This window comes from Streptococcus sp. LPB0220 (genome assembly GCF_008727815.1).
Lineage (GTDB): Bacteria > Bacillota > Bacilli > Lactobacillales > Streptococcaceae > Streptococcus.
On the sequence record NZ_CP044230.1, the window covers coordinates 2,004,379 to 2,025,935 of the forward strand.

Below are 21,557 nucleotides of genomic sequence, written 5' to 3' on the forward strand. Positions count from 1 at the left end.
TTTGGGGTGTATTTATTATGAAATTGACATATAAGGATAAGGTTCAGATCTATGAACTTAGAAAACAAGGGCGAAGCTTCAAAGAGCTTTCAAATATATTCGGGATAAATATTCCTAATCTTAGGTACATGATTAAATTGATTGATCGTTACGGTATAGAGTTCGTCAAAAAGGGGAAGAACCGTTATTATTCTCCTAAATTAAAACGAGAAATTATTGATAAAGTTCTGCTTGAAGGTCGTTCTCAAATAAGGGTGTCTCTAGATTATGCTCTCCCAAACCAAGGAATGCTTCCAAATTGGCTGGCACAATACAAGAAAAATGGGTATACTATTGTTGAGAAAACAAGAGGGAGAGCACCTAAAATGGGACGCAAGCCAAAGAAGAAACCTGAAGAAATGACAGAGTTAGAACGTCTTCAAGCAGAAAATGAATACCTGAGAGCGGAGAATGCTGTTCTAAAAAAGTTGAGAGAACTCCGATTGAAGGAGGAAAAAGAGCAAGAAGAAAAGCGGAAATTGTTCAAGGATTGGTAACAGAGTTTTCTTTAGATATCCTTCTAAAGATTATTAAGCTTGCCCGTTCAACTTATTATTATCACTTAAAACAGCTGGATCAAAGCGATAAGGATGAGCAAGTTAAAGCTGAAATTCAGTCAATTTATACTGAGCATAAAGGAAATTACGGCTATCGTCGCATGACTCTAGAATTACGAAATCGTGGCTTTGTAGTGAACCATAAGAAGGTGCAGCGTCTTATGAAAGTACTTGGTTTAACGGCTCGAATTCGCCGTAAACGGAAGTATTCTTCATACCAAGGAGAGGTTGGCAAGAAAGCAGATAACCTTATTCAACGTCAATTTGAAGCAACCAAACCAATGCAAAAGTGCTACACAGATGTGACAGAATTTGCCATTCCAGCAAGCAGTCAAAAGCTTTATTTATCACCAGTTTTAGATGGCTTTAACAGCGAAATTATCTCCTACAATCTTTCTACTTCGCCTAACTTACAACAAATGAAAGCTATGCTAGAACAAGCCTTTACAGCGAACCATTACGAAAATACAATTCTCCATAGTGACCAAGGATGGCAATACCAACACGATTTCTATCATCATTTTTTAAAGAATAAGGGAATCCAACCATCTATGTCACGTAAGGGAAATAGCCCAGATAACGGTATGATGGAATCTTTCTTTGGCATTCTTAAGTCTGAAATGTTTTATGGTTATGAGAATACGTTTCAGTCACTTGAGCACTTGGAACAAGCTATTGTCGACTATATTGATTATTACAACAACAAACGAATTAAGGTAAAACTAAAAGGACTTAGTCCTGTACAATACAGAACTAAATCCTTTGCTTAAATTAATTGTCTAACTTTTTGGGGTCAGTACACCTTCGAAACCTCTTTTTGTTTATTCTTAGTTGTTAAGAGCTGCTGCCATTGTAGCTGCAACTTCTGCTTCAAAGTCATTTGAAGCTTTTTCAATACCTTCACCAACTTCAAAGCGAACGAATTCAACAACTGAAGCATTTACTGATTCAAGGTAAGCTTCCACTGTCTTGCTGTCGTCCATAATGTAGACTTGTGCAAGAAGTGTGTAAGCTTGGTCAACTTTCGTGTTGTCCAAGAAGAAGCGATCCATTTTACCTGGGATGATTTTATCCCAGATTTTTTCTGGTTTACCTTCTGCTGCCAATTCAGCTTTGATATCTTCTTCAGCTTGAGCGACAACTTCGTCAGTCAATTGAGCTTTAGAACCATACTTCAAGTGTGGAAGAGCTGGTTTACCAACCATTGCACGGCTTTCGTTGTCTTGGTCGATCACGTGGTTCAATTGTGCCAACTCATCTTTCACGAATTGCTCATCCAATTCTTTGTAAGAAAGAACGGTTGGTTTCATTGCAGCGATGTGCATTGAAATTTGTTTAGCAAGTGCTTCGTCTCCACCTTCGATCACAGAGATAACACCGATACGTCCACCGTTGTGTTGGTAAGCACCGAAGTGTTGTGCATCTGTTTTTTCAAGCAAAGCAAAACGACGGAATGAAATCTTTTCACCGATTGTAGCTGTTGCAGATACATATGCAGCTTCAAGAGTTTCACCTGAAGGCATTGTCAAAGCAAGAGCTTCTTCGTTGTTAGCTGGTTTACCTTCAGCGATCACTTTCGCTGTTGCGTTTACCAATTCAACGAATTGAGCGTTTTTCGCAACGAAGTCAGTTTCAGCATTTACTTCAACTACTGCTGCAACGTTACCATTGACATAAACACCAGTCAAACCTTCAGCGGCAACACGGTCAGCTTTCTTAGCTGCTTTAGCCATACCTTTTTCGCGAAGCAATTCGATCGCTTTTTCGATATCACCTTCAACTTCAACCAATGCTTTTTTAGCGTCCATGACACCAGCACCAGATTTTTCACGCAATTCTTTTACAAGCTTAGCTGTAATTTCTGCCATTTTTGTTCTCCTATATTTTTTTAATAAAATAAGAGGGTCGGGCTGAGCCCTGCCCTCTTAGGTTCGTTACTTATTGAATGAATTAAGCGTTGTCGCCTTCTACAACTTCAACGATTTCTTCGATTGAATCAGCTTGACCTTCAGTAGCTGCCAATTCAGCTTCTACTGTAGCAACACTGTCTTCACCTTGACGTCCTTCGATAACAGCGTCAGCCATTTTCGCAGTGATCAATTTAACAGCGCGGATAACGTCATCGTTCGCTGGGATGATAACATCGATATCATCTGGGTCAGTGTTTGTGTCGACCATCGCTACAACTGGGATACCCAATTTCTTAGCTTCTTTAACAGCGATTTGTTCTTTATGTGGATCCACAACGTACATTACGTCTGGGATACGAGGCATGTCTTCGATACCGCCCAAGAATTTTTCAAGACGAGCGCGTTGTTTGTTCAACAATGCAACTTCTTTCTTAGGAAGAACTTCAAAAGTTCCATCTTCTTCCATGCGTTTGATTTCCTTCAAACGAGCGATACGTTTTTGGATTGTTCCCCAGTTAGTAAGAGTTCCACCCAACCAACGGTGGTTGATGAAGTATTGACCTGAACGAACAGCTTCTTCAGCAACAGCATCAGCAGCTTGTTTCTTAGTACCTACGAACAAGATCACTGCATCATTTGCAGCTGCATCACGCATGAAGTCGTATGCTTGGTCAGCGTATTTTACAGTTTGTTGCAAGTCGATAACGTGGATTCCGTTACGTTCTGTGAAGATGTACTTAGCCATCTTAGGGTTCCAGCGACGAGTTTGGTGACCGAAGTGTACACCAGCCTCAAGAAGTTGTTTCATTGAAATTACTGCCATGAGTAGTTTCTCCTTTTTTGTTTTTTTCTCCTCTCTCAGACGTCAACTTGCAGCACGACCACAAGGGCAACGGTGCCACAATGGATCCGAGATGAGTATTTGCTGTCTTAGACAACTCTATAAGTATAGCAAAAATCCCTAGAATTCGCAAGCTATTTGAGAGATTTTTTCAGCATTCTTCATCTGTAATGATTTGAAGGAAAAAGTTTTTCTTGACCTATCTTGTTTTTTAGGTTACAATATTATATGTTACGGCGGTATAGCCAAGTGGTAAGGCACGGCTCTGCAAAAGCTTGATCGTCGGTTCAAATCCGTCTACCGCCTTGATAATAAATTTTTTTATCATCTTTTATCTTTTAAAAATTCCCCTAGCAATAGGGGGTTTTTTGTTGCCATTTGCTCCATTCCTTGATTATTGATATAATAAAACCTCGCCTAATCGGCGAAGCACATTAGAAAGGGTATTTATGAAAAACATTCGTTTCTTTACGATCGGCCTTCTTTCACTAGTAACACTAGCAGCTTGCTCACCTGCCAATTCTGGGCAACAAGCAAAAACAGCTTCTAGTTCTAGAAAACCGATCAAACAATCTTCAACCAAAAAATCATCTAGTAAACCGTCGAGCACTTCTTCAGACAGCACTAGCTCAGATGATTTTTCAGATCGCTTCAGCTTGGATCCAGATGATGGCGCATCTCTCCAATATGTGCCAGGAGCTGCATCTATTCCTGAGATCGAAAAGCTTAAGAACCTCCACCCTACCACTGGTTTTGTATTAAGAACCGAAGATGGACAAGAGGTTGGTGGGCCAAAAGAAAGAAGCAGTTACGATGACGTAGTTGCAGCCTTTGGTCAACCCGTAAGTAGTACAGACAGTGCGAATCCTGGCGATGGGGTCAATGTTTGGGCAACAGACAATGGCGATATCATGGCTTTCTTCCGTAATAATGTGTTAACAGATATCACCTTCCGACTAAGAGGGGGCGATGCCAACCACCAGTCTACTAGCAGCATTTCCAAATCCGATACACCAAAAACGGCCCTCGAACGTCTCGGAAAACCCTATACCATTATGCGTTCAGAAAATGGGACCAGCTATGTCTATAAAGATAGCAACGGAGATGAATCTAGCTTCTCTACACAAGGAAATAAGATCTTCAATGTTACGTCTGCTGCAGAAACCAAGCAGTTAAAAAAGATCACAGGTCTAGATAAAAATCAATAACGATCCATACAAAGAGGCTGGGACAAAAGTCCTAGCCTCTTAATTGTTTTTGGATTGTCGAGCAAGACGCAGTGGTTGAGTGCTCAAAGCACTGCTTTGAGGTGGCGGATAGAACTTGCGAAGCAAGTATCCTAAGTCTTTGTTCGCTTTTTAAGCTTCAAAGATGCCCTATGTTGACGGAAACTACGTTTCCTTTATCTGCAACCTTCAACAGTCTCTCTTTCTTACAATTCAGCAATTTGGTTCAAATTCACTTCTGCAACCGTATCGTTACCGAACATAGAAATGACCATTTTGACCTTGTTGTTATCAATTTCAGTGATCTTACCAGTATAGTCTGTGAAGGCACCGTCGATGATACGAACTGTATCACCTACCTTGACATCCAAATCAAACTCTTGAACAGTTTGACCCATAGAGAGCAAGATACTGCGGATTTCTTCTTCCAACAATGGAGTTGGTTTTGAACGGTTCCCGTGGGATCCGACGAAACCAGTAACGTTCGGTGTATTCCGAACAACAAACCAAGCTTCATCTGTCATGACCATTTCGACCAAGACATAACCTGGGAAGCGGTTTTCTTCGATTTCTTTTGTTTTACCGTTTTTCTCAACTTGTACGGTTTGAGTTGGAATCTCTACGCGCAAGATGTTTTCTAACATATTATAAGTTTGCGCACGTTGCAAAAGATTCTCTTTTACCTTGTTTTCATATCCTGAGTAGGTTTGTAGTACAAACCAGCCTTTATCAAAACTGTCCATTTGGGCATCCTTTCTTTCTGTTTAGCCTGCTCGAGCTTTTGTGAACATACTAAAAAAAGCCTCTTGGCTTTCCTTTTCCTAGCTTCATTATACCACATTTTGCCAGAATGCAAAGAGGTTTGCTGATTTATTTTTAAGAAAAGACCATAAAAAGCAGGACCCTTGGGATCCCGCCTGGCTTCTTTTCTTAAAAGAAATTGATCATGTGCAATAGGCCACGTGCAATGACTTTGTCAAACAAATAAATCAATGCAACAAAGAAAGCGGTGTACTCAATCACTGAGATAAAGTTTTTCCATCTTTCCTTGCGATTTGGCCAAGTTGTATCTTTTAGTAAGACGAAAATATCTTTAATGAATTTCACAACTCTCTCCTATCGTGTTTCTTTATGGATGGTATACTTGCTGCAATGTTTGCAGAATTTATTGACTTCTAGACGTGTTGGTTTTGGCGTCCCACTCAACTTAATGGAGTAATTGCGTGACCCACAAACCGTACACGCTAGACTTGCTTTTTTTAATGCCATAACGCCTCCGTTCACCCCATTATAGCAAGTTTTCCACGTTTTGACAAGGACAGAAAATCTCCTGTCAATAAAAAAGCAAATCTAAAGCGTTATCACTCTAGTTTTTTCCTCATTTTTGGTAAAATAAAACAAAAGGAGACGAATATGAAAAGTGATAACTTAAAAGAAAGTAGAAATATCGAAGACCGTCGAGGGCAAAGCTACTCCCAGTCTTCAGGCAACAGTAACCTTGGCGGAGGCATTTTACAAATTTTGCTATCGCCTGGTAGCTTCAAGAGTAAGATCATCATCATCCTTCTCATGGTCCTTCTAGGAGGGGGAGCTAGCCTTGGGGGCCTCTTTGGAAATGGGACTTCTCAACCTTACCAGTCCACCCAAGTCACGCGCACCAATAAGACCCATGTCGACGATGCAGATGCTGAGTTCGTCAGCAAGGTCCTTGCCACAACAGAAGATCATTGGCACAAGGTCTTTCAGGCCGAAGGACGGACCTACCAGGAGCCCAAACTAGTCTTCTATACCGGACGGACAAAGACAGGCTGTGGTGTTGGGCAAGCATCAGCTGGTCCCTTCTACTGTCCAACTGATAAGAAAATTTATTTGGATATGAGTTTCTACAAGGAATTGACCACCAAATACAAAGCTAGCGGGGACTTTGCCATGGCCTACGTCATCGCCCACGAAGTCGGCCACCACGTACAAAATGAGCTGGGAATCCTTGGCAAATACCACCGTATGCAGCAAGGACTTTCTGAAAAGGAACGAAATGCCATCAGCGTCCGCATCGAGCTGCAAGCAGATTACCTAGCCGGTGTCTGGGCCCGCTCCATTCAAGACCGAAACCTTTTGGATATCGGTGATATCGAAGAAGCCATGAATGCGGCCCATGCAGTCGGTGACGATACTCTCCAAGAGCAAGCTTACGGCTACTCGGTGCCAGATAGCTTTACCCACGGGACTTCAGAGCAACGCATGCGCTGGTTCAAACGGGGCTACCAGTACGGGGACTTGCAACACGGCGATACCTTTAGCTTGTCAGATAGTGAACTTTAAACAAAGATCTATTCAGAAATACTTCTGAATAGATCTTTTAGAATATAGACAAATTGCATTTTACATAAAACAACCTAAGTGACGTTGAAAAATTAAAATAATTAATACTATTAGGATCATTTCAACAGAAACTTTCCGCCGTGAGAAAAGTGCTAGAAACACTATTGTTTCTAGCACTCGGGAGTTTTGGAACCTTAGGTCCAAAACTAAGTCATGGAACTTCTTCGAAGTTCGCTGACGTCCGTACTCACCTAAGGAAAGTTGCTAAGATGACTTTATCTTCAATCTGCAAAAAACGATTCAGAAGAATTTCTGAATCGTTTTTTTGATTAGAAACCAAGCCAACCTTTAAAGGTATCCCAAGCATTTTTCGCTTTTCCTGGGATATCGGCCTCGTCGATTGCTTTTTTCGCATCATCGACCATATTCGACGCCTTTTCTTTGACATCCTCAAAGAAACCTTTGTCTTCTTTGCTGTCTGTTTCTGTCGTTTCTTCTCCGACTGGCGCAATGCCATTTTCAGCATAAGAGTTCTTCACCGAATCAAACTGGGTACCGTCTGTATAAGGCAGGACACTGTTGGCAACATTACGGAAAATCTCTGACGCCGTTCCGGCACTACTATCGGTCAGGTAATGACCTTCATCGGTCGTTGGGAAACCAAGCCATTGACTGATGACCACATCTGGCGTGTAGCCGATCACCCATTGGTCTCCAGAGAGGTCCTTGTTAAAGCTGGTCTCTGTCGTACCGGTTTTCCCTGCCATAGTATAGCCATAAGGCGCAGCGTTGACCCCTGTACCATTACTGAAGGTTCCCAGCATCATATTGGTCATCTTATCCGTTGTGGATCCACTAAGCACCCGGGTTGATTTCTGACTGTGGCTCTTGACCACTTGGCCACTGGCATTTTCGATCTTGGTAATGAGGTGGGCATCATTCATGACCCCGTCATTGGCAAAGGTTCCATAGGCTTGGGCCATCTGCATCGGATTGGTTGTCACACCAGCTCCCAAGGCAACGGCAAGCGACTTGTCCACCTTGTCCATGTTGAGTCCGAATTTTTTCCCGTATTCAAAGACCGTATCGAGACCCAAATCATTAGCGGTCGCTACGGCTGGAAGGTTAAGGGACTCTGCCAAGGCCTGGTACATCGGTACCGTTGGGCTAGACTGGATTCCCGCATAGTTATTAACCTCATAGCTTCCATATTGGGTGGTACTATTGTCCAATTCCTTATTGGTCGACCAACCCTCAGCAACAGCTGGGCTATAGACAACCAAAGGTTTGATGGTTGATCCTGGACTTCGAGCAGCCTGGGTAGCGTAGTTGTAGGTACGGAATCCTGGATTTTGATCACTGCCGACACGCCCTACGAGAGCCCGAACTCCTCCGGTCTTAGGATCGAGGGCGACACTACCAGACTCCGCGCGCGTGCCGTCTTCCGCTACCGGGAAGAGGGCTGTATTATCATAGATTACCTGCATGCTTGCTTGGTAATTTTGATCCAGCTCGGTGTAGATCCGGTAGCCATTTTTGACAATATCTTCTTCGGTGAGACCGTATTCGTTGACCGCTTCATTGATGACCGCATCAAAATAGGATGGGTAGCGGTAGTCCTCTGACTTGCCTTCATAGGCATCGACTAGCTGGCCATGGATATCAACAGCAGCAGATTGATCGGCTGTTGCCTGGTCAATATAGCCGGCCGCTACCATATTTTGAAGGACCGTATTGCGACGGTTGGTCGCATTCTCTACTGAATAGAGCGGGTTATAGATCTCCGGTCCCTTGAGCATGCCTGCGAGAACCGCTGACTGATCTAGGCTTAATTGACTGGCTGAAACCCCAAAATACTTCTTGGAAGCATCCTCAATTCCCCAAACCCCATTTCCAAAATAGGCATTGTTGAGGTACATGGTGAGGATTTCTTTTTTACTGTATTTCTTATTGATTTCAAGCGCTAGGAAAAATTCCTTGGCCTTACGCTCCACCGTCTGGTCCTGAGACAGGTAAGCATTCTTGGCTAACTGCTGGGTGATGGTTGACCCACCACCTGAGCGACCCAGGGTCAAAATCGCTAAGAAGAAGCGACCATAGTTGATCCCGCTATTCTTGTAAAAGCTCCGGTCCTCTGTTGCGACCACGGCATTTTGCAGATTCTCACTAATGGCATCGAGTTCGACATAGGTTCCTTTTTGCCCGGTCAAACTTCCCGCCTGGTCCCCATTCTTATCATAGATAATGGTAGTCGCCTTCAGTGCATTCTGCAAATCCTTGACGTTGGTCGTCTTTGCGAGGTAGAAGAGATAACCCCCTGTCAAGAGGCTAAAGCCTAGCCCAATGATCAGGAGAATCTTGGTCAAATGGAATCGGCGCCAGAAACGACGGAAGGGATGCTGAGAGAGAGGCTTGCTTCTGTGCTTGCCTGAGCGACTATAGGTCGGCTCTACTGTCTCTTCCGGTAGTTCCGTGTCTGGCACTTCTTCTGCCACCGCTTTGGGCGGATGATCCTTTCTAAAAAAAGTGATCAGGTTTTCAAATAATTCTTTTATTCTATTCATACCTGTTATTGTAACACCTTATCCTTGTCCTAGCAAGAAAAGATAGCTCATCCCCTTCTCCCATTTAGTTTTCTTTAAGCTTAGATTTTGCTACAATAAGGTCATGAACTATCAATTTACCATTCCACAATCCTTTCCCCAGATGACTGTGAAAGAGTTGCTTGAGGACTACTTCCTCATTCCCCGTAAGATCCGGCATTTTTTACGAACCAAGAAGCACGTCTTGGTCAATGGCGAGACCATCAACTGGCAGAGCCCCGTTCAAAAAGGAGACCAGATCCAGCTGATCTTTGACGCGGACGATTACCCTGAAAAAGAGCTCCCAGCCGGAGACCCGAGTCTGGTCGAAGAACTCTATCAGGATGAGCATGTCATCATCGTCAATAAGCCTGAAGGTATGAAAACCCATGCCAATGAGCCGACAGAAATTGCTCTTCTCAACCATGTTTCCAGCTATGTTGGATCTACCTGCTACGTCGTGCACCGGTTAGATAAGGAAACCAGCGGAGCTATTTTATTTGCCAAGAATCCTTTTATTCTGCCTATACTCAACCGCATTTTAGAAGATAAAAACATCCAACGCGAGTACTGGGCCTTGATCCAAGGAAGTTTAGCGCAAAAGACCATCGTCTACAAGGATAAAATCGGGCGCGATCGCCACGATCGACGCAAGCGCCTGGTCGATCCACGCAAGGGACAGTATGCAGAAACCCAGGTGACGCAACTGAAAAAAATCGGGCGAAACAGCCTGGTCAAATGCCAACTCAAGACCGGTCGTACCCATCAGATCCGGGTTCATCTCTCCCATCATGGGCACCCGATTGTCGGGGATCCTCTCTATAACCCTGAACGCGGAGAGCGACTCATGCTCCATGCCCATCGCTTGACCTTCACCAATCCATTAACGCTTGAAACCATCCAAGTCGAGGCCCCTTCCAAGAGTTTTGAAGAAGGGTTGAGAGACTAAAAAAAGAAGCCACAGGCTTCTTTTTTTATTGATAGCGAGGAGTTGCAAATCCACGGATATTGCCATGACCGATCCGATAGGTATTGCGACGGACTTGGTTGTTGGAGTTTCCTTCAATGGTATGAATAATCCCATTTGAGACGCTCTCAACAATTCCGATGTGATCCGCAAATCCATTATTTTGCTGGCTATTTTGATCCCAGTTAAAGGTGATGATGTCTCCTGCTTTTGGTGTAGTGGTCCCATCTTCATTCCAAATACCCAAACGTTTGAAGATCTGAATGTGACGTTCGACTCCACATTCACGACCAATCAAACCACTCAAGCCCTCACGCTGGAAGACCGTTGTGACAAAGATATCACACCAATCATCGGTCGTCTTCACGGTATAACCAACCGGAAGTGGTTTAACACTGTTGTAATCGTTGACCAATTGATGATGGGCTGCGGTTCCCCCACGAACACCAACTAAATTGGCTGCAGCCCGTAAGACACGGTCCCGTTGTCCATTCGTAACACGAGGAGTAAAAGCCGTTTGATCAACTGTCGCACGAGGTGAAAGAGCTGTTTGCCCCAGGTTAAAGCCTTCAACGCCGCCATCCACATAGTCCACATAGACGTGAGTGGTGTAGTTTCCTTTCTGGTACTGGTGATTCGCTGCAGAGACTTGCACTTCTGTATGCGTACCAGAAGGTGCTGTAGAATACCAGAAGAGGTTTTCCTGATGTGCTTGAGACCAGGCTGCAACACGGATGTTCTTGATCCGACGACCCTGAGGTGCTTGGTCCACCGTTACCGTAAAGGTTCCCGCACCAGAATTAACATTCTTGATCCCTGTTTGGGTCTTGGTCGTCAGATTTCGAAATTCTACGTCTGTGGTTGCCGTACCAACCCCTACACGAGAACCATCATTTTGGATGTAATAAAGGTGAACATGGTATTTGCCAGTAGAGTTCTTGTGATCGCTAGCCTTGACAGAAACCTTGTAGTCTCCGTTCGCTTGACGAGTCGCTTCATACCAGCGGATATCATCTTGTCCGTCCTTATCCGACCAAGTTGGAACTTGCACAGTTCGCACACCTTTAGGATTGTAGACATCCTTAATGATGATATCAAAGGTACCTGTATCCTTGTTGTTGTTTTGGATTAAGATTGTACCAGAACGGCGGGCTTGACGCACCTCTGTCGTTGTTTCTGTGATGTAATTTCGTTGATTATTTTGATCTACATAATAAACATGGACATTGTACTTACCATCCTCATTTTTATGATCTGAGGCTTTGATGGTCGCACGGTAGCTGCCATCACTTTGACGCACTGCTTTATGCCAGACTAGATCATCAGGCCCGTTTGAATCTGACCATGTTGGGATAAGAACTTCTTTCAAACCTTTTGCTGCAACAACATTACGAATGACTGCGTCAAATGTACCTGTTACAGTATTGTTGTTCTCAATTGTTACAGTGCCACTTGGTTTAACTTCACGTACTTCTGTCGTTGTTTTTGTGATGTAGGCTTTTTGATTATTTTGATCTACGTAGTAAATATGAACATTAAATTCACCTGTGTCATTCTTATGATCAGATGCTTTAATGGTTGCACGGTAGCTGCCATCACTTTGACGCACTGCCTTGTGCCAAATCAAATCGTCCTGACCATTTTTGTTAGACCAAGTAGGGACTAAAACTTCTTTCAAGCCAGTTGGAGCGACTACATTCCGAATAACCGCATCAAAGGTAGTGGAATCTTGATTGTGCTCAATCGATAGCGTCCCACTTGGTTTGAGTTGACGAACTTCTACTACTTTTTCAGTCAAATAGAATCGATTGTTTGATTCATCTACAAGATAAGCATCAGCACGATATTTCCCTGTAGAGTTCTTATGATCTGTTGCCTTAATCGTCACCCGATAAGAACCATCGGCTTGACGAGTAGCCTTATGCCAGATGAGGTCGTCCTGACCATTTTCAAGACTCCATGATGGAACCAAAATTTCTTTAATGCCATTTGGAGCGACAATGTCACGAACAACTGCATCAAATGTCCCTGCTGTAGTATCGTTGTTTTCAATCGTAAGGACGCCACTTGGTCTTGTGTAATCAACAGCTACTACTTTTTCAGCAATGTAGTGACGATTATTCGAGTTATCAACAATATAAGCATCTGCTCGGTAGTTTCCTTTGTTTCCTTTATGTTCGGTCGCCTTAATGGTGACACGATAGCTACCATCAGTTTGCTTAGTCGCCTTATGCCAGATAAGGTCATCTTGACCATTCTCCAAACTCCATGATGGAACTAAAACTTCTTTTAAACCGGTTGGAGCAACAATGTCACGAACGACGGCATCAAAGGTGCCAGATACTGGATTATTATTTTCAATTGAGAAAGTCCCACTCGGCTCCTTCACTTCTTCAACTGGCAAACTATTATTTTCTTCTACCACTCGTGCACGTGCGCCGTACGGAGCGCGACTAGCTACCACAGTAGGTACTGGATTCTCTGATACAACCTTGTCGCTAGTATCCTTGTCCAAAGACTGGTTATTGCCAACAGTCGGTGTGACAGGTGCTGCTTCTGTTGCAATAGGTTTTTCTGTCTGAACTACTTGATCTGTTTTCACCCCATCGGTTGCACTATTCTGAACCTCTGCTACCGTTGTTGTTTTCAAAACGACAGCTGAAGTATTTTCTGAGGTTTGATCAGATACAACTTGCTCATCTGCCTGGACCTGTTGTGTCGAAAAGGCTAATAAAACCGCTGTCCCAGCATAAAAAATAAGATCTTTCTTTTTCATTTATCTTCCCTTACATTTTTTTATACGGATTCTACCCACATAGTAGTATTATAGCACAAACCGCTGGATCAAGAAACAATATCATTAGAAGATTTTATCCTGTTTTTAAAGAAAACAGAAGGCCAATTTGGCCTTCTGATTAGCTTATGCAAAAATTGAGAAGAAAGGTGCTCCAAGCTTGTTATCCATCGGATCCTTACTCTTAATAGAGTGAAGATAATTGATGGAGTACCAACCGTTGTTGCCGCTATTATATGGATCGCGTACATAGGTTCTACCATTATCATAGCCATGCAAGACCAACTCATGGGTATAAGGATCGCTAGTAAATTGGCTATTGCCTACCGCAGCAAGTACATGCTTGCCAGCCATGAGGGCTTCTGCAATGCCTCCAGCTCCGTTAACCAATTGACTCTTCAAGCCCCAGTTACGAGTAGCAGATACAATCCCTTCTGCATCCGTTCCTGCTTCACCTTTGTTAAATGAATCAGTATTGTTGTAAAGATAATCAGCCACTGTTGTTGGCAAAATCGTTCTGCCAAGGATATCTGTGAAGGTCATAGCAAGAGAGGTTGGCACACAACCTGACTGATCGACATTGCTCACACCATACCACTTCCCAGCCCAACGAGGGTCTCGTTGAGAATAATAGGCTGTTTGTGGATTCACTTTTTGATTCCGTGGAGACAAGGCTGTTTGACCCAGGTTAAAACCTTCAACTCCTCCATCTTTGTAGTCCACATAGACGTGAGTCGTATAGTTGCCTGCTTCATTACCGTGATTATTGGCAGAGACTGTGATCTCTGTGTGCATACCTGTCGGTGTTGCGGAATACCAGTAAAGATTTTCTTGATGAGCTTTAGACCAAGCGGCGACACGGATGTTCTTAATCTGACGACCTTGAGGTGCTTGATCCACCGCTACCGTATAAGTACCATTCGTTGCATTGACATTCTTGATAGATGCTTGAGTCTTGGTCGTTAGATTTCGAAATTCCACGTCTGTGGTTGCCGTACCAACACCTACACGAGAACCATCATTTTGGATGTAATAAAGGTGAACATGGTATTTGCCAGTAGAGTTCTTGTGATCGCTAGCCTTGACCGATACCTTGTAGTCTCCGTTCGCTTGGCGAGTTGCTTCGTACCAGCGGAGATCATCCTGTCCGTCCTTTTCCGACCAAGTTGGGACTTGAACAGTTCGTACACCTTTAGGACTGTAGACATCCTTGATAATGACGTCAAAGGTACCTGTGTCTTTGTTGTTATTGACAACCGAAATGATTCCCGTTGGTTTATCATGCTTAACGGTTACAACTGTTTCAGTAACAAAATGACGGTTGTTATCATTATCAACAATATAAAGGTCTGCACGATAGTTCCCTAGTGAGTTTTTATGATCACTCGCTTTAATAGTCACTCGATAACTACCATCAGATTGACGATTTGCCTTGTGCCAGACAAGATCATCCTGTCCATTTTCAAGACTCCATGATGGAACTAAGATTTCCTTTACACCAGTCGGTGCCACTACATTACGAATAACCGCATCAAAAATACCAGTTGAAACATTATTGTTTTCGATCGTTAATGAAGCAGTTGGGCGTGATTGACGAACGTCAACTACTTTTTCAGAAATATAATGACGATTGTTGGAATCATCTACAATGTAGGCATCAGCTCGGTAATTACCAGTTGAATCCTTATGATCCGTTGCTTTGATAGTCACACGATAAGAACCATCTGCTTGACGCGTTGCCTTGTGCCAAATGAGGTCATCTTGGCCACCAACTAAACTCCATGATGGAACTAGAACTTCTTTTAGACCAGTCGGTGCAACAATATTACTAACAACCGCATCAAAGGTACCTGCTACTGGGTTATTGTTTTCAATCGTCAGAACTCCACTTGATCGAACGTAATCAACCGAAACTACTTTTTCAGAAATATAATGACGATTGTTAGAGTTGTCGACGATGTAAGCATCGGCACGATAGTTTCCTTTATCGCCCTTATGCTCACTTGCCTTAATCGTTACGCGATAGCTACCATCAGTTTGCTTAGTTGCCTTGTGCCAGATAAGATCATCTTGTCCATTTTCTAAACTCCATGATGGGACTAAAACTTCCTTAACACCTAGTGGTGCTGTGATATTAGTAATCACAGCGTCGAAAGTCCCTGATTTAGCATTATTGTTTTCAATAGTAAAACTTGCTTTAGGTTTTAACTGATCAGGTGTCTTACCAATGAATACTTGAGTCGAAGTTCCGCCAACACCTGTCAATTGCCCATTGTTTTGAACATAGTAAAGGTGGACATTGTAAAGACCGGTTGAGTTTTTATGGTCCGCTGATTTTACATTGACGGTATAGGTCCCATTTGCTTGACGATTGGCTGTGTACCAAACAAGGTCATCTTGACCACCTGTTTCTGACCAGATTGGTACAGAAACGGTTCGAACTCCATTTGGCGCCTTGACATTTGAGATGACAACGTCAAAGCGGCCCGTCATAGTATCGTTATTGACAATGTCAATCTTCCCACTTAAACTGCCTTCTGTCGGGTCTGCTGCAGGTTTTGCGTTCGCTGTGAAGCGACCTGTATAGTCCACACTGTGGTCAAAGAGGTGTTTTCCTGGAAGCAATTCCGCTTGAGAAGTGAACTGCCATGCTCCCGCTTTTCCATTGTAACGCAAGCTCTTCGCATCATTTACAGATAGTTTTGGAGAAGGGTATTGGGCAACCCAGAAATTTTGAAGGCCAAATTGAGCGGTGTTGACTGGACCTTTCTTGCGAAGATTGTTTTCATCCAACCAGCTAGCACTGGTGTAGAACATCAAATTGGTGTAGCCGTTTTTACGCATTTCATCTGCCCAAGCTTGGGTGGTGCGGTTGATGTTTGGCTGCATCTTAGCATCCTCAAAGTCATTGACCATGAGGGTGTTCTTTGGAAGATTCAAGCGTTGCGCCGCTGCGATATAGAACCGTGCTTCTGCACGCGCTGCTTCCTCAGAAGTGTAGCGAGAGAAGTGGTAGGTCGATACTTGCAGACCAGCTGCTTGCGCATTGCGAATTTGGTTCTCCGCATTCGGGTTCTTGTACCAAGTATCTTCTGTCAATTTGACAACGACACCGCCCACACCCTTATTAGCTAGGGTACGGTAGTCACCAATACTAATATCTCCGTTGTGGCTACTCACATCAACGAATGATTTTGGCTGAAACGCCACATCCGTCGAGCGACCAGCAGGAGCGTGAGCACCTGTGTTAAAGAAGGTCGTCCTTCCTGTATCAGACGGAAGAGGAGTTTCATCTTTCTCAATAGTCGATGCTTCCGTAGTCTTCTCTACAGATGGGGTCACACTTTCTGAAGCAGTGGTCTTGCTTACAGGTACTACAGCTGGTTTGGTCACATTTGCTGGTGCTGCGTAGTTGTTTGCGACTGGTACGACTGACTTTTCAGTAGTTGCTACTTCTGGCGCTGTTTCAGCTTGGACTTGGTTGCCTTCAGTAGTAGCGACTTCTTTTGAAACCAGCTCATCTGCACTGACTCCCTGAGCAGATACAGCCATCAAGACTGCCGCTCCGGCATAAAAAATAAGATCTTTCTTTTTCATATAAACTTCCCTTTATACAAATTTTATACGTTAATCATTTTACCACACGGTTTCAGCGATGAAAAGTTTTATGAGGCAAATTTTTAAAATTAGTGATATTTTTTTGAAAAACTAAAAAAAGAAGTCCGTCTGACTTCTTTTGATCTTATGCCAAATGTTTTAAGGCCGTCTTTAGATAGTGACCCTCTCGGATTTCCTGACCAACACGCTTGGCATTGTCCACCAAGTCTTGGTAATCAGCATCTGAAAGATTGTCGATTGTCTCCTTCAAATCATGGAGAGACTCTACTACAATCCCGCAGCCCTTCTCAAGCACAAAGTGAGACAAGGCTGACTGTTTCCAAACGACAAGCGGGAAGCCCGATGCTAGATAAAGTGACGCCTTGTGAGAGTTGTTGTAACGGAGGTATTCTCCAAAAAAGCCACTACACGTCTCAACGCTATCTCCATCCCAGACCAGACCAAAACCGCCCTCAAGGGCTGCAGGAAGTTCATCCGGTAGGAAGGAACCAAAGTAGGTTTCATTTGCAAGCGCTCTACTCTCATCAAAACCAACACCATAAAGGTTATAAGACGGTGCTTCTGGAAGAGTATAAAGATAACCAGCCTTTTCCTTGGCCAAATTACCTGCCACAATTATCGGCTGGTCTTTTGTTTGGCCACTCTTTTCTTGAAAATCTGGAATCAAATAGTCAAAAATACCAAGGCTGACAATCTTATCTTCTACAACCCCCTTATCCACTAAAACAGATTTCATAACCGGGTTGTGAGCAATAATTCCTGTAACACTACGGAACGTATCACTTTCAGTTAGTTTCATCCGTAACTTCATTCTAAATGGTAAGGTTTTATCATTCACAAAACGCAGTGTTTCCAAATCATGAACTAAAAAATAGACATCCGTACCCCTGTTTTTAAGTTTTTTTAGTAAATGGTTAAGAAATAAAGAATGATGTAACAAAGGAAATTGAATTATGATCTCATCATTTTTCTTTAGGTCTTTGAAAGCTCTAAAGAGAGCTCTATATTTATGAATCTGTGCCCTAAGAACATTCATTTGATACCAGTCATCCACCAAAACTTTCAAAGGAGAATAACCTAATTTATTTAAAATTGCTTCAACGTCATTACGTGCTTTATTGCCCGCATTTTTAGCATTATTGTCGTGTAAAAATTCTTCTTTTAAATAGTATTTCATCTTTTACTTCTCATTTTTCATACGCTGATTTTTTAGGATAATATTCATTTAAAATTTGCTTGAAATGAATGATGTTTTCTTCCCTAAAGTCCCCATCATCATTGACACAAAGCAGTTTTTTACGTCTATCTTTAAAGATAGATTCCAGCTTATCCACTTGATTTAAACCAATTGTTTCTCCGAAATTTTTAGACATAGGATAAAACTGATTACTTTCAATTTGCCAGTTAGAACAAACGTATTGATTGACATCTACCCCATAATCTCTAATCTTATTTCTGGATGTTCTATCCAAAGTTTCACCTTCGATGTCCCACAAATGTGACAAAGTACTCTTCTTCATCGGTACAGGCAAATGCTGATTCACATAGCCCGTCGGTCCCCATGGTAAGAGTAGCAAGTTTTTCAAAACCAAGGAACCATAACGGAAATTAAAGAATTTCCAAGGTGAAGATTTCATAGCCTTCTTATTAGGAAAATGGCGATAAATTAATTCAACATTATTGTGATAAGTATTTGTAAATGGTGACCAAGGAACCAAAGCATCGTAAACTGCTAAAAGCTTGGGTTGCCCATTTTTATAAAAATCGGAAGGTTGAGTATCCTTTATCATGAACATATCATCATTGAAGTAGATAAAATGTTCTGATAAGCCCTCAATACGATGAAGATTTAGCTCAATTGCTGCTGAATTATATGAAGGAAGGTAAGCTTCAGGCATAAATTCCCCATGAGTGATCAACTTAAGTTTTGGATGCTCCAAATTTAACCAGTCAGGCTTTTGTCCGTTGGTAATTAGATAAACATTATTCACCCAAGGAGCATGCTTTTCAATCATTCGAAACCAGTAATTAAAAATACCGTAATCACGATAACGTTGCTCTCCGTCGATTTCTTGGTCTATTTTTGACATTTGACCTGTCACGGCTTGTTTCTCGCGGATAAACTCAGTATCACTTCCGTCGACCCAAAGAACCACGATATCAATTTTTTCTTGTGTCATTTAATAAATTCTTTCTCAACGACTTCTAGAGCACGCTCAATAACCACGTGCATGTCGTAGTATTTATAGTCTGCCAGGCGTCCACAGAAGATGACCTTGTCATTTTTAGCTGCTTCTTCTTGGTACTTGGCAAACATAGCGTTGTTCTTTTCATCATTGATTGGGTAGTAGGGTTCATCTCCCCGTTTCCAGTCAGCTGGGTACTCTCGGGTGATAACTGTCTTCAGTTGAGTTCCATACTCGAAGTGCTTGTGCTCGATGATCCGAGTGTATGGAATCTCACGCTCGGTATAGTTGACGACCGCATTCCCTTGATGGTTTTCCTCATCCAAGACTTCGTGTTCAAAACGAAGACTACGGTACTCCAACTCCCCATGTTTGTAGTCAAAATACTGGTCAATCATCCCTGTAAAGACAACTTTTTCAGCTGAGCTTTCTAGCTCTTCACGATTGGCAAAGAAGTCAACTCCAAGCTCTACTTCTACATCGCCTAGCATGTTTTCAATGATGACGTTGTATCCACCGATTGGAATCCCTTGGTAACGGTCATTAAAGTAATTATTATCAAAGGTCAAACGAACTGGAAGACGCTTGATGATAAATGGTGGAAGGTCTGTTGCAGAGCGTCCCCATTGTTTTTCTGTATAGCCCTTGATCAATTTTTCGTAGATATCTGGACCAATCAACTTGATGGCTTGTTCTTCCAAGTTCTTCGGTTCAACATCCTTCATGTCAGCCGTTTGCTCGGAAATCTTGTCCTTGACTTCTTGAGGAGTCTTAGTGCCCCACATAGCGTAGAAGGTATTCATGTTGAAGGGAAGATTGTAGAGGCTCCCCTTATAGTTAGCTACTGGTGAGTTGATATAGTTGTTGAATTCAGCGAACTGGTTGACATAGTCCCACACTTTTTTGTTAGACGTATGGAAAATGTGGGCACCATATTTGTGAACATTGATGTCTTCAACTTCTTCACAATAGATATTCCCACCAATGTGGTCCCGTTTATCAATGACTTTTACTTTTTTGCCACGCTTGGTTGCCTCATGAGCAAAAATTGCTCCCGATAAACCAGCACCAACGATCAGATAATCGTACATAATTAACTCCATTATTTCTTAAATATTTGTTTTAATTCTTTCACATCTATCACTTTCAGAACTAGAATAGCAAGCAGGTAAATGATCCCACCAAGCACTGCATACACAAGAACATTTAAAGTAGGTGAAAAATGCAAGAATGGTTTTACACTTAGCAACAAACCATACATTATAGCAGATGCACATACAATTTTTGCCATAGCCCCAATAATCGGGACTTCCTTGAGGTAATGACGGGTATAGTACAATTGAATTCCCCAGACCAAGGATTCTGTTAAAACCGAAACAATGGCTGCACCGATAAAACCAAAATGAGGCAAGAAGAGCAAATTCAACCCGACACTGACAATAGCAGGAACAGTGGTCGAAATCATAAATTCTTTGTTTTTATCATGCGGGATGAGGATTTGAATCCCCATGATATTGGTCCAGCCGATAAAGAACATTCTGAAAATCATGATGGCAATGGCATAACGCGCATCCTGGAAATCCTTCCCCAGGAAGAACTGAACAAAGTCATCATTGACAATCAGCATGCCGGCAATAATTGGGAAAATGACCAAATTATAAATCAAAAAGGACATTTGGTGCATCTTATTGACAGCCTTGTGATCCCCTGAGGATAAGAGGCTCGATACCCGAGGCAACATGACACTCCCCAGTGAGGTCACCAAGGTCAACAAAATATTGACCAGTTTTAAGGCCTGGTCGTAAATCCCTACATCCTTTGTAGAGGCGAGAGCCCCCAGCATGGTCCGGTCAAGGGTGACATAGAGGGAAATGGCAATCTGCGGTAAAAAGAGCAAAATAACCGGTTTTAAATGCACCCGTGCATAAGCCATATCAAAATGTGCTTTCCCAATAAATTCACGGGCAGGTAGCCACATACTGAGCTGACCTAACAGCTCAAAAATCGTTAGTAAAAACACATATAGATAAAGATCATTAGCAGACTTAACAAACAAGAAGATGGAGATGACTCCAACCAGTTTGACCGTGATATTCCGAATCGTAATCTTGCGAAAGTCCTCTAAGCCCTGAAAGAGCCAGGAAATATCGAGCCCTTTTGATACTAAGCTAAGGCCCAAGATATAGGCAACAGGATTTTGCATGGAAGGAAGCGCCAAGCAAAGCAAGACATAGAGTAAAATGGAGACAAAGGTCGCGCCTAACTGGAGAGTATAAATCCCCCAGAAATTCTTTTGGATGTCCTTGCGGTGTCCTGAGATCTCCTTGGTTCCATAATTGGCTACTCCTAGGGTCGCTAAAAGGATAAAGTAGGTGACAATGGAGTTGAAATAGCCGTAAGTCCCTAAGTCATCTGAACTAAAAACCCGTGTCACATAAGGGGTGGTGATAATCGGTAGAATAATCACCAGCAGCTGGTAGGAAAGATTATAGGCGTAATTTTTTAAAACTTTCAT

Annotated in this window: 16 protein-coding genes and 1 tRNA gene; 5 read left to right on the forward strand and 12 right to left on the reverse strand. The window is 42.6% G+C overall.

From position 1 onward, the window contains the following. Positions 1-17 precede the first annotated feature (17 nt). A protein-coding gene (locus LPB220_RS10130) for an IS3 family transposase (protein WP_150906858.1) occupies positions 18-1,366 on the forward strand; the annotation gives its coding sequence in 2 pieces (ribosomal slippage) (positions 18-468 and positions 468-1,366; 1,350 coding nt in all). A 57-nt stretch (positions 1,367-1,423) separates the two neighbouring features. Here LPB220_RS10130 and tsf read toward each other — a convergent pair. Then, positions 1,424-2,464 carry a translation elongation factor Ts gene (gene tsf / locus LPB220_RS10135; protein WP_023024647.1) on the reverse strand — a complete coding sequence of 347 codons (1,041 nt, stop codon included), beginning with the start codon at positions 2,462-2,464 and terminating at the stop codon, positions 1,424-1,426. A gap of 82 nt (positions 2,465-2,546) precedes the next feature. Further along, positions 2,547-3,329, reverse strand: a complete 783-nt coding sequence (gene rpsB, locus LPB220_RS10140; protein ID WP_150906677.1) for a 30S ribosomal protein S2 — start codon at positions 3,327-3,329, stop codon at positions 2,547-2,549. 253 nt (positions 3,330-3,582) lie between these two features. Between rpsB and LPB220_RS10145 the strand changes: the two genes are divergently transcribed. Both LPB220_RS10145 and LPB220_RS10150 read left to right on the forward strand, forming a co-directional pair. Beyond that, a tRNA-Cys gene (locus tag LPB220_RS10145) sits at positions 3,583-3,653 on the forward strand. A 143-nt stretch (positions 3,654-3,796) separates the two neighbouring features. Beyond that, positions 3,797-4,555 (forward strand): hypothetical protein, encoded by a 759-nt coding sequence (locus LPB220_RS10150; RefSeq protein ID WP_150906678.1) that lies wholly within the window; start codon positions 3,797-3,799, stop codon positions 4,553-4,555. Between the two features lie 224 nt (positions 4,556-4,779). On the opposite strand, the gene nusG is transcribed toward LPB220_RS10150, so the two are convergent. The 3 genes from nusG to rpmG all read right to left on the reverse strand — a co-directional run bounded on the left by nusG (position 4,780) and on the right by rpmG (position 5,842). Then, positions 4,780-5,316: a transcription termination/antitermination protein NusG gene (gene nusG / locus LPB220_RS10155; RefSeq protein ID WP_003002077.1), complete on the reverse strand. Its 537-nt coding sequence runs from the start codon at positions 5,314-5,316 to the stop codon at positions 4,780-4,782. Positions 5,317-5,503: 187 nt separating this feature from the next. After that, a complete protein-coding gene (gene secE, locus LPB220_RS10160; protein WP_003002261.1) occupies positions 5,504-5,680 on the reverse strand; it encodes a preprotein translocase subunit SecE in 177 nt (58 codons plus the stop codon). A gap of 9 nt (positions 5,681-5,689) precedes the next feature. Then, positions 5,690-5,842 (reverse strand): 50S ribosomal protein L33, encoded by a 153-nt coding sequence (rpmG, locus tag LPB220_RS10165; RefSeq protein ID WP_003009043.1) that lies wholly within the window; start codon positions 5,840-5,842, stop codon positions 5,690-5,692. Between the two features lie 144 nt (positions 5,843-5,986). Between rpmG and LPB220_RS10170 the strand changes: the two genes are divergently transcribed. Further along, a complete protein-coding gene (locus LPB220_RS10170; protein WP_150906680.1) occupies positions 5,987-6,895 on the forward strand; it encodes a neutral zinc metallopeptidase in 909 nt (302 codons plus the stop codon). 329 nt (positions 6,896-7,224) lie between these two features. On the opposite strand, the gene pbp2a is transcribed toward LPB220_RS10170, so the two are convergent. Beyond that, the gene (gene pbp2a / locus LPB220_RS10175; protein WP_150906682.1) at positions 7,225-9,459 is read right to left on the reverse strand and encodes a penicillin-binding protein PBP2A; all 2,235 of its coding nucleotides are present in this window, start codon (positions 9,457-9,459) and stop codon (positions 7,225-7,227) included. Between the two features lie 103 nt (positions 9,460-9,562). On the opposite strand from pbp2a, the gene LPB220_RS10180 reads away from it, so the two are divergent. Then, positions 9,563-10,426, forward strand: coding sequence for an RluA family pseudouridine synthase (locus tag LPB220_RS10180; RefSeq protein WP_150906684.1), 864 nt, complete (start codon positions 9,563-9,565; stop codon positions 10,424-10,426). A gap of 25 nt (positions 10,427-10,451) precedes the next feature. Here LPB220_RS10180 and LPB220_RS10185 read toward each other — a convergent pair whose 3' ends face one another. The 6 genes from LPB220_RS10185 to LPB220_RS10210 all read right to left on the reverse strand — a co-directional run bounded on the left by LPB220_RS10185 (position 10,452) and on the right by LPB220_RS10210 (position 21,557). Beyond that, on the reverse strand, positions 10,452-13,220 hold the full coding sequence (locus tag LPB220_RS10185) for a GBS Bsp-like repeat-containing protein (RefSeq protein WP_150906686.1): 2,769 nt from the start codon (positions 13,218-13,220) through the stop codon (positions 10,452-10,454). A 144-nt stretch (positions 13,221-13,364) separates the two neighbouring features. After that, positions 13,365-16,835, reverse strand: coding sequence for a GBS Bsp-like repeat-containing protein (locus tag LPB220_RS10190; RefSeq protein ID WP_150906688.1), 3,471 nt, complete (start codon positions 16,833-16,835; stop codon positions 13,365-13,367). A 145-nt stretch (positions 16,836-16,980) separates the two neighbouring features. Beyond that, positions 16,981-18,033: a sugar transferase gene (locus LPB220_RS10195; protein ID WP_150906690.1), complete on the reverse strand. Its 1,053-nt coding sequence runs from the start codon at positions 18,031-18,033 to the stop codon at positions 16,981-16,983. Between the two features lie 10 nt (positions 18,034-18,043). Then, on the reverse strand, positions 18,044-19,036 hold the full coding sequence (locus tag LPB220_RS10200; RefSeq protein ID WP_150906692.1) for a stealth family protein: 993 nt from the start codon (positions 19,034-19,036) through the stop codon (positions 18,044-18,046). Beyond that, positions 19,033-20,133: a UDP-galactopyranose mutase gene (gene glf, locus LPB220_RS10205; RefSeq protein WP_150906694.1), complete on the reverse strand. Its 1,101-nt coding sequence runs from the start codon at positions 20,131-20,133 to the stop codon at positions 19,033-19,035. The genes LPB220_RS10200 and glf overlap by 4 nt, the downstream gene beginning before the upstream one ends. 11 nt (positions 20,134-20,144) lie before the next feature. Further along, on the reverse strand, positions 20,145-21,557 hold the full coding sequence (locus LPB220_RS10210) for a flippase (RefSeq protein WP_150906696.1): 1,413 nt from the start codon (positions 21,555-21,557) through the stop codon (positions 20,145-20,147).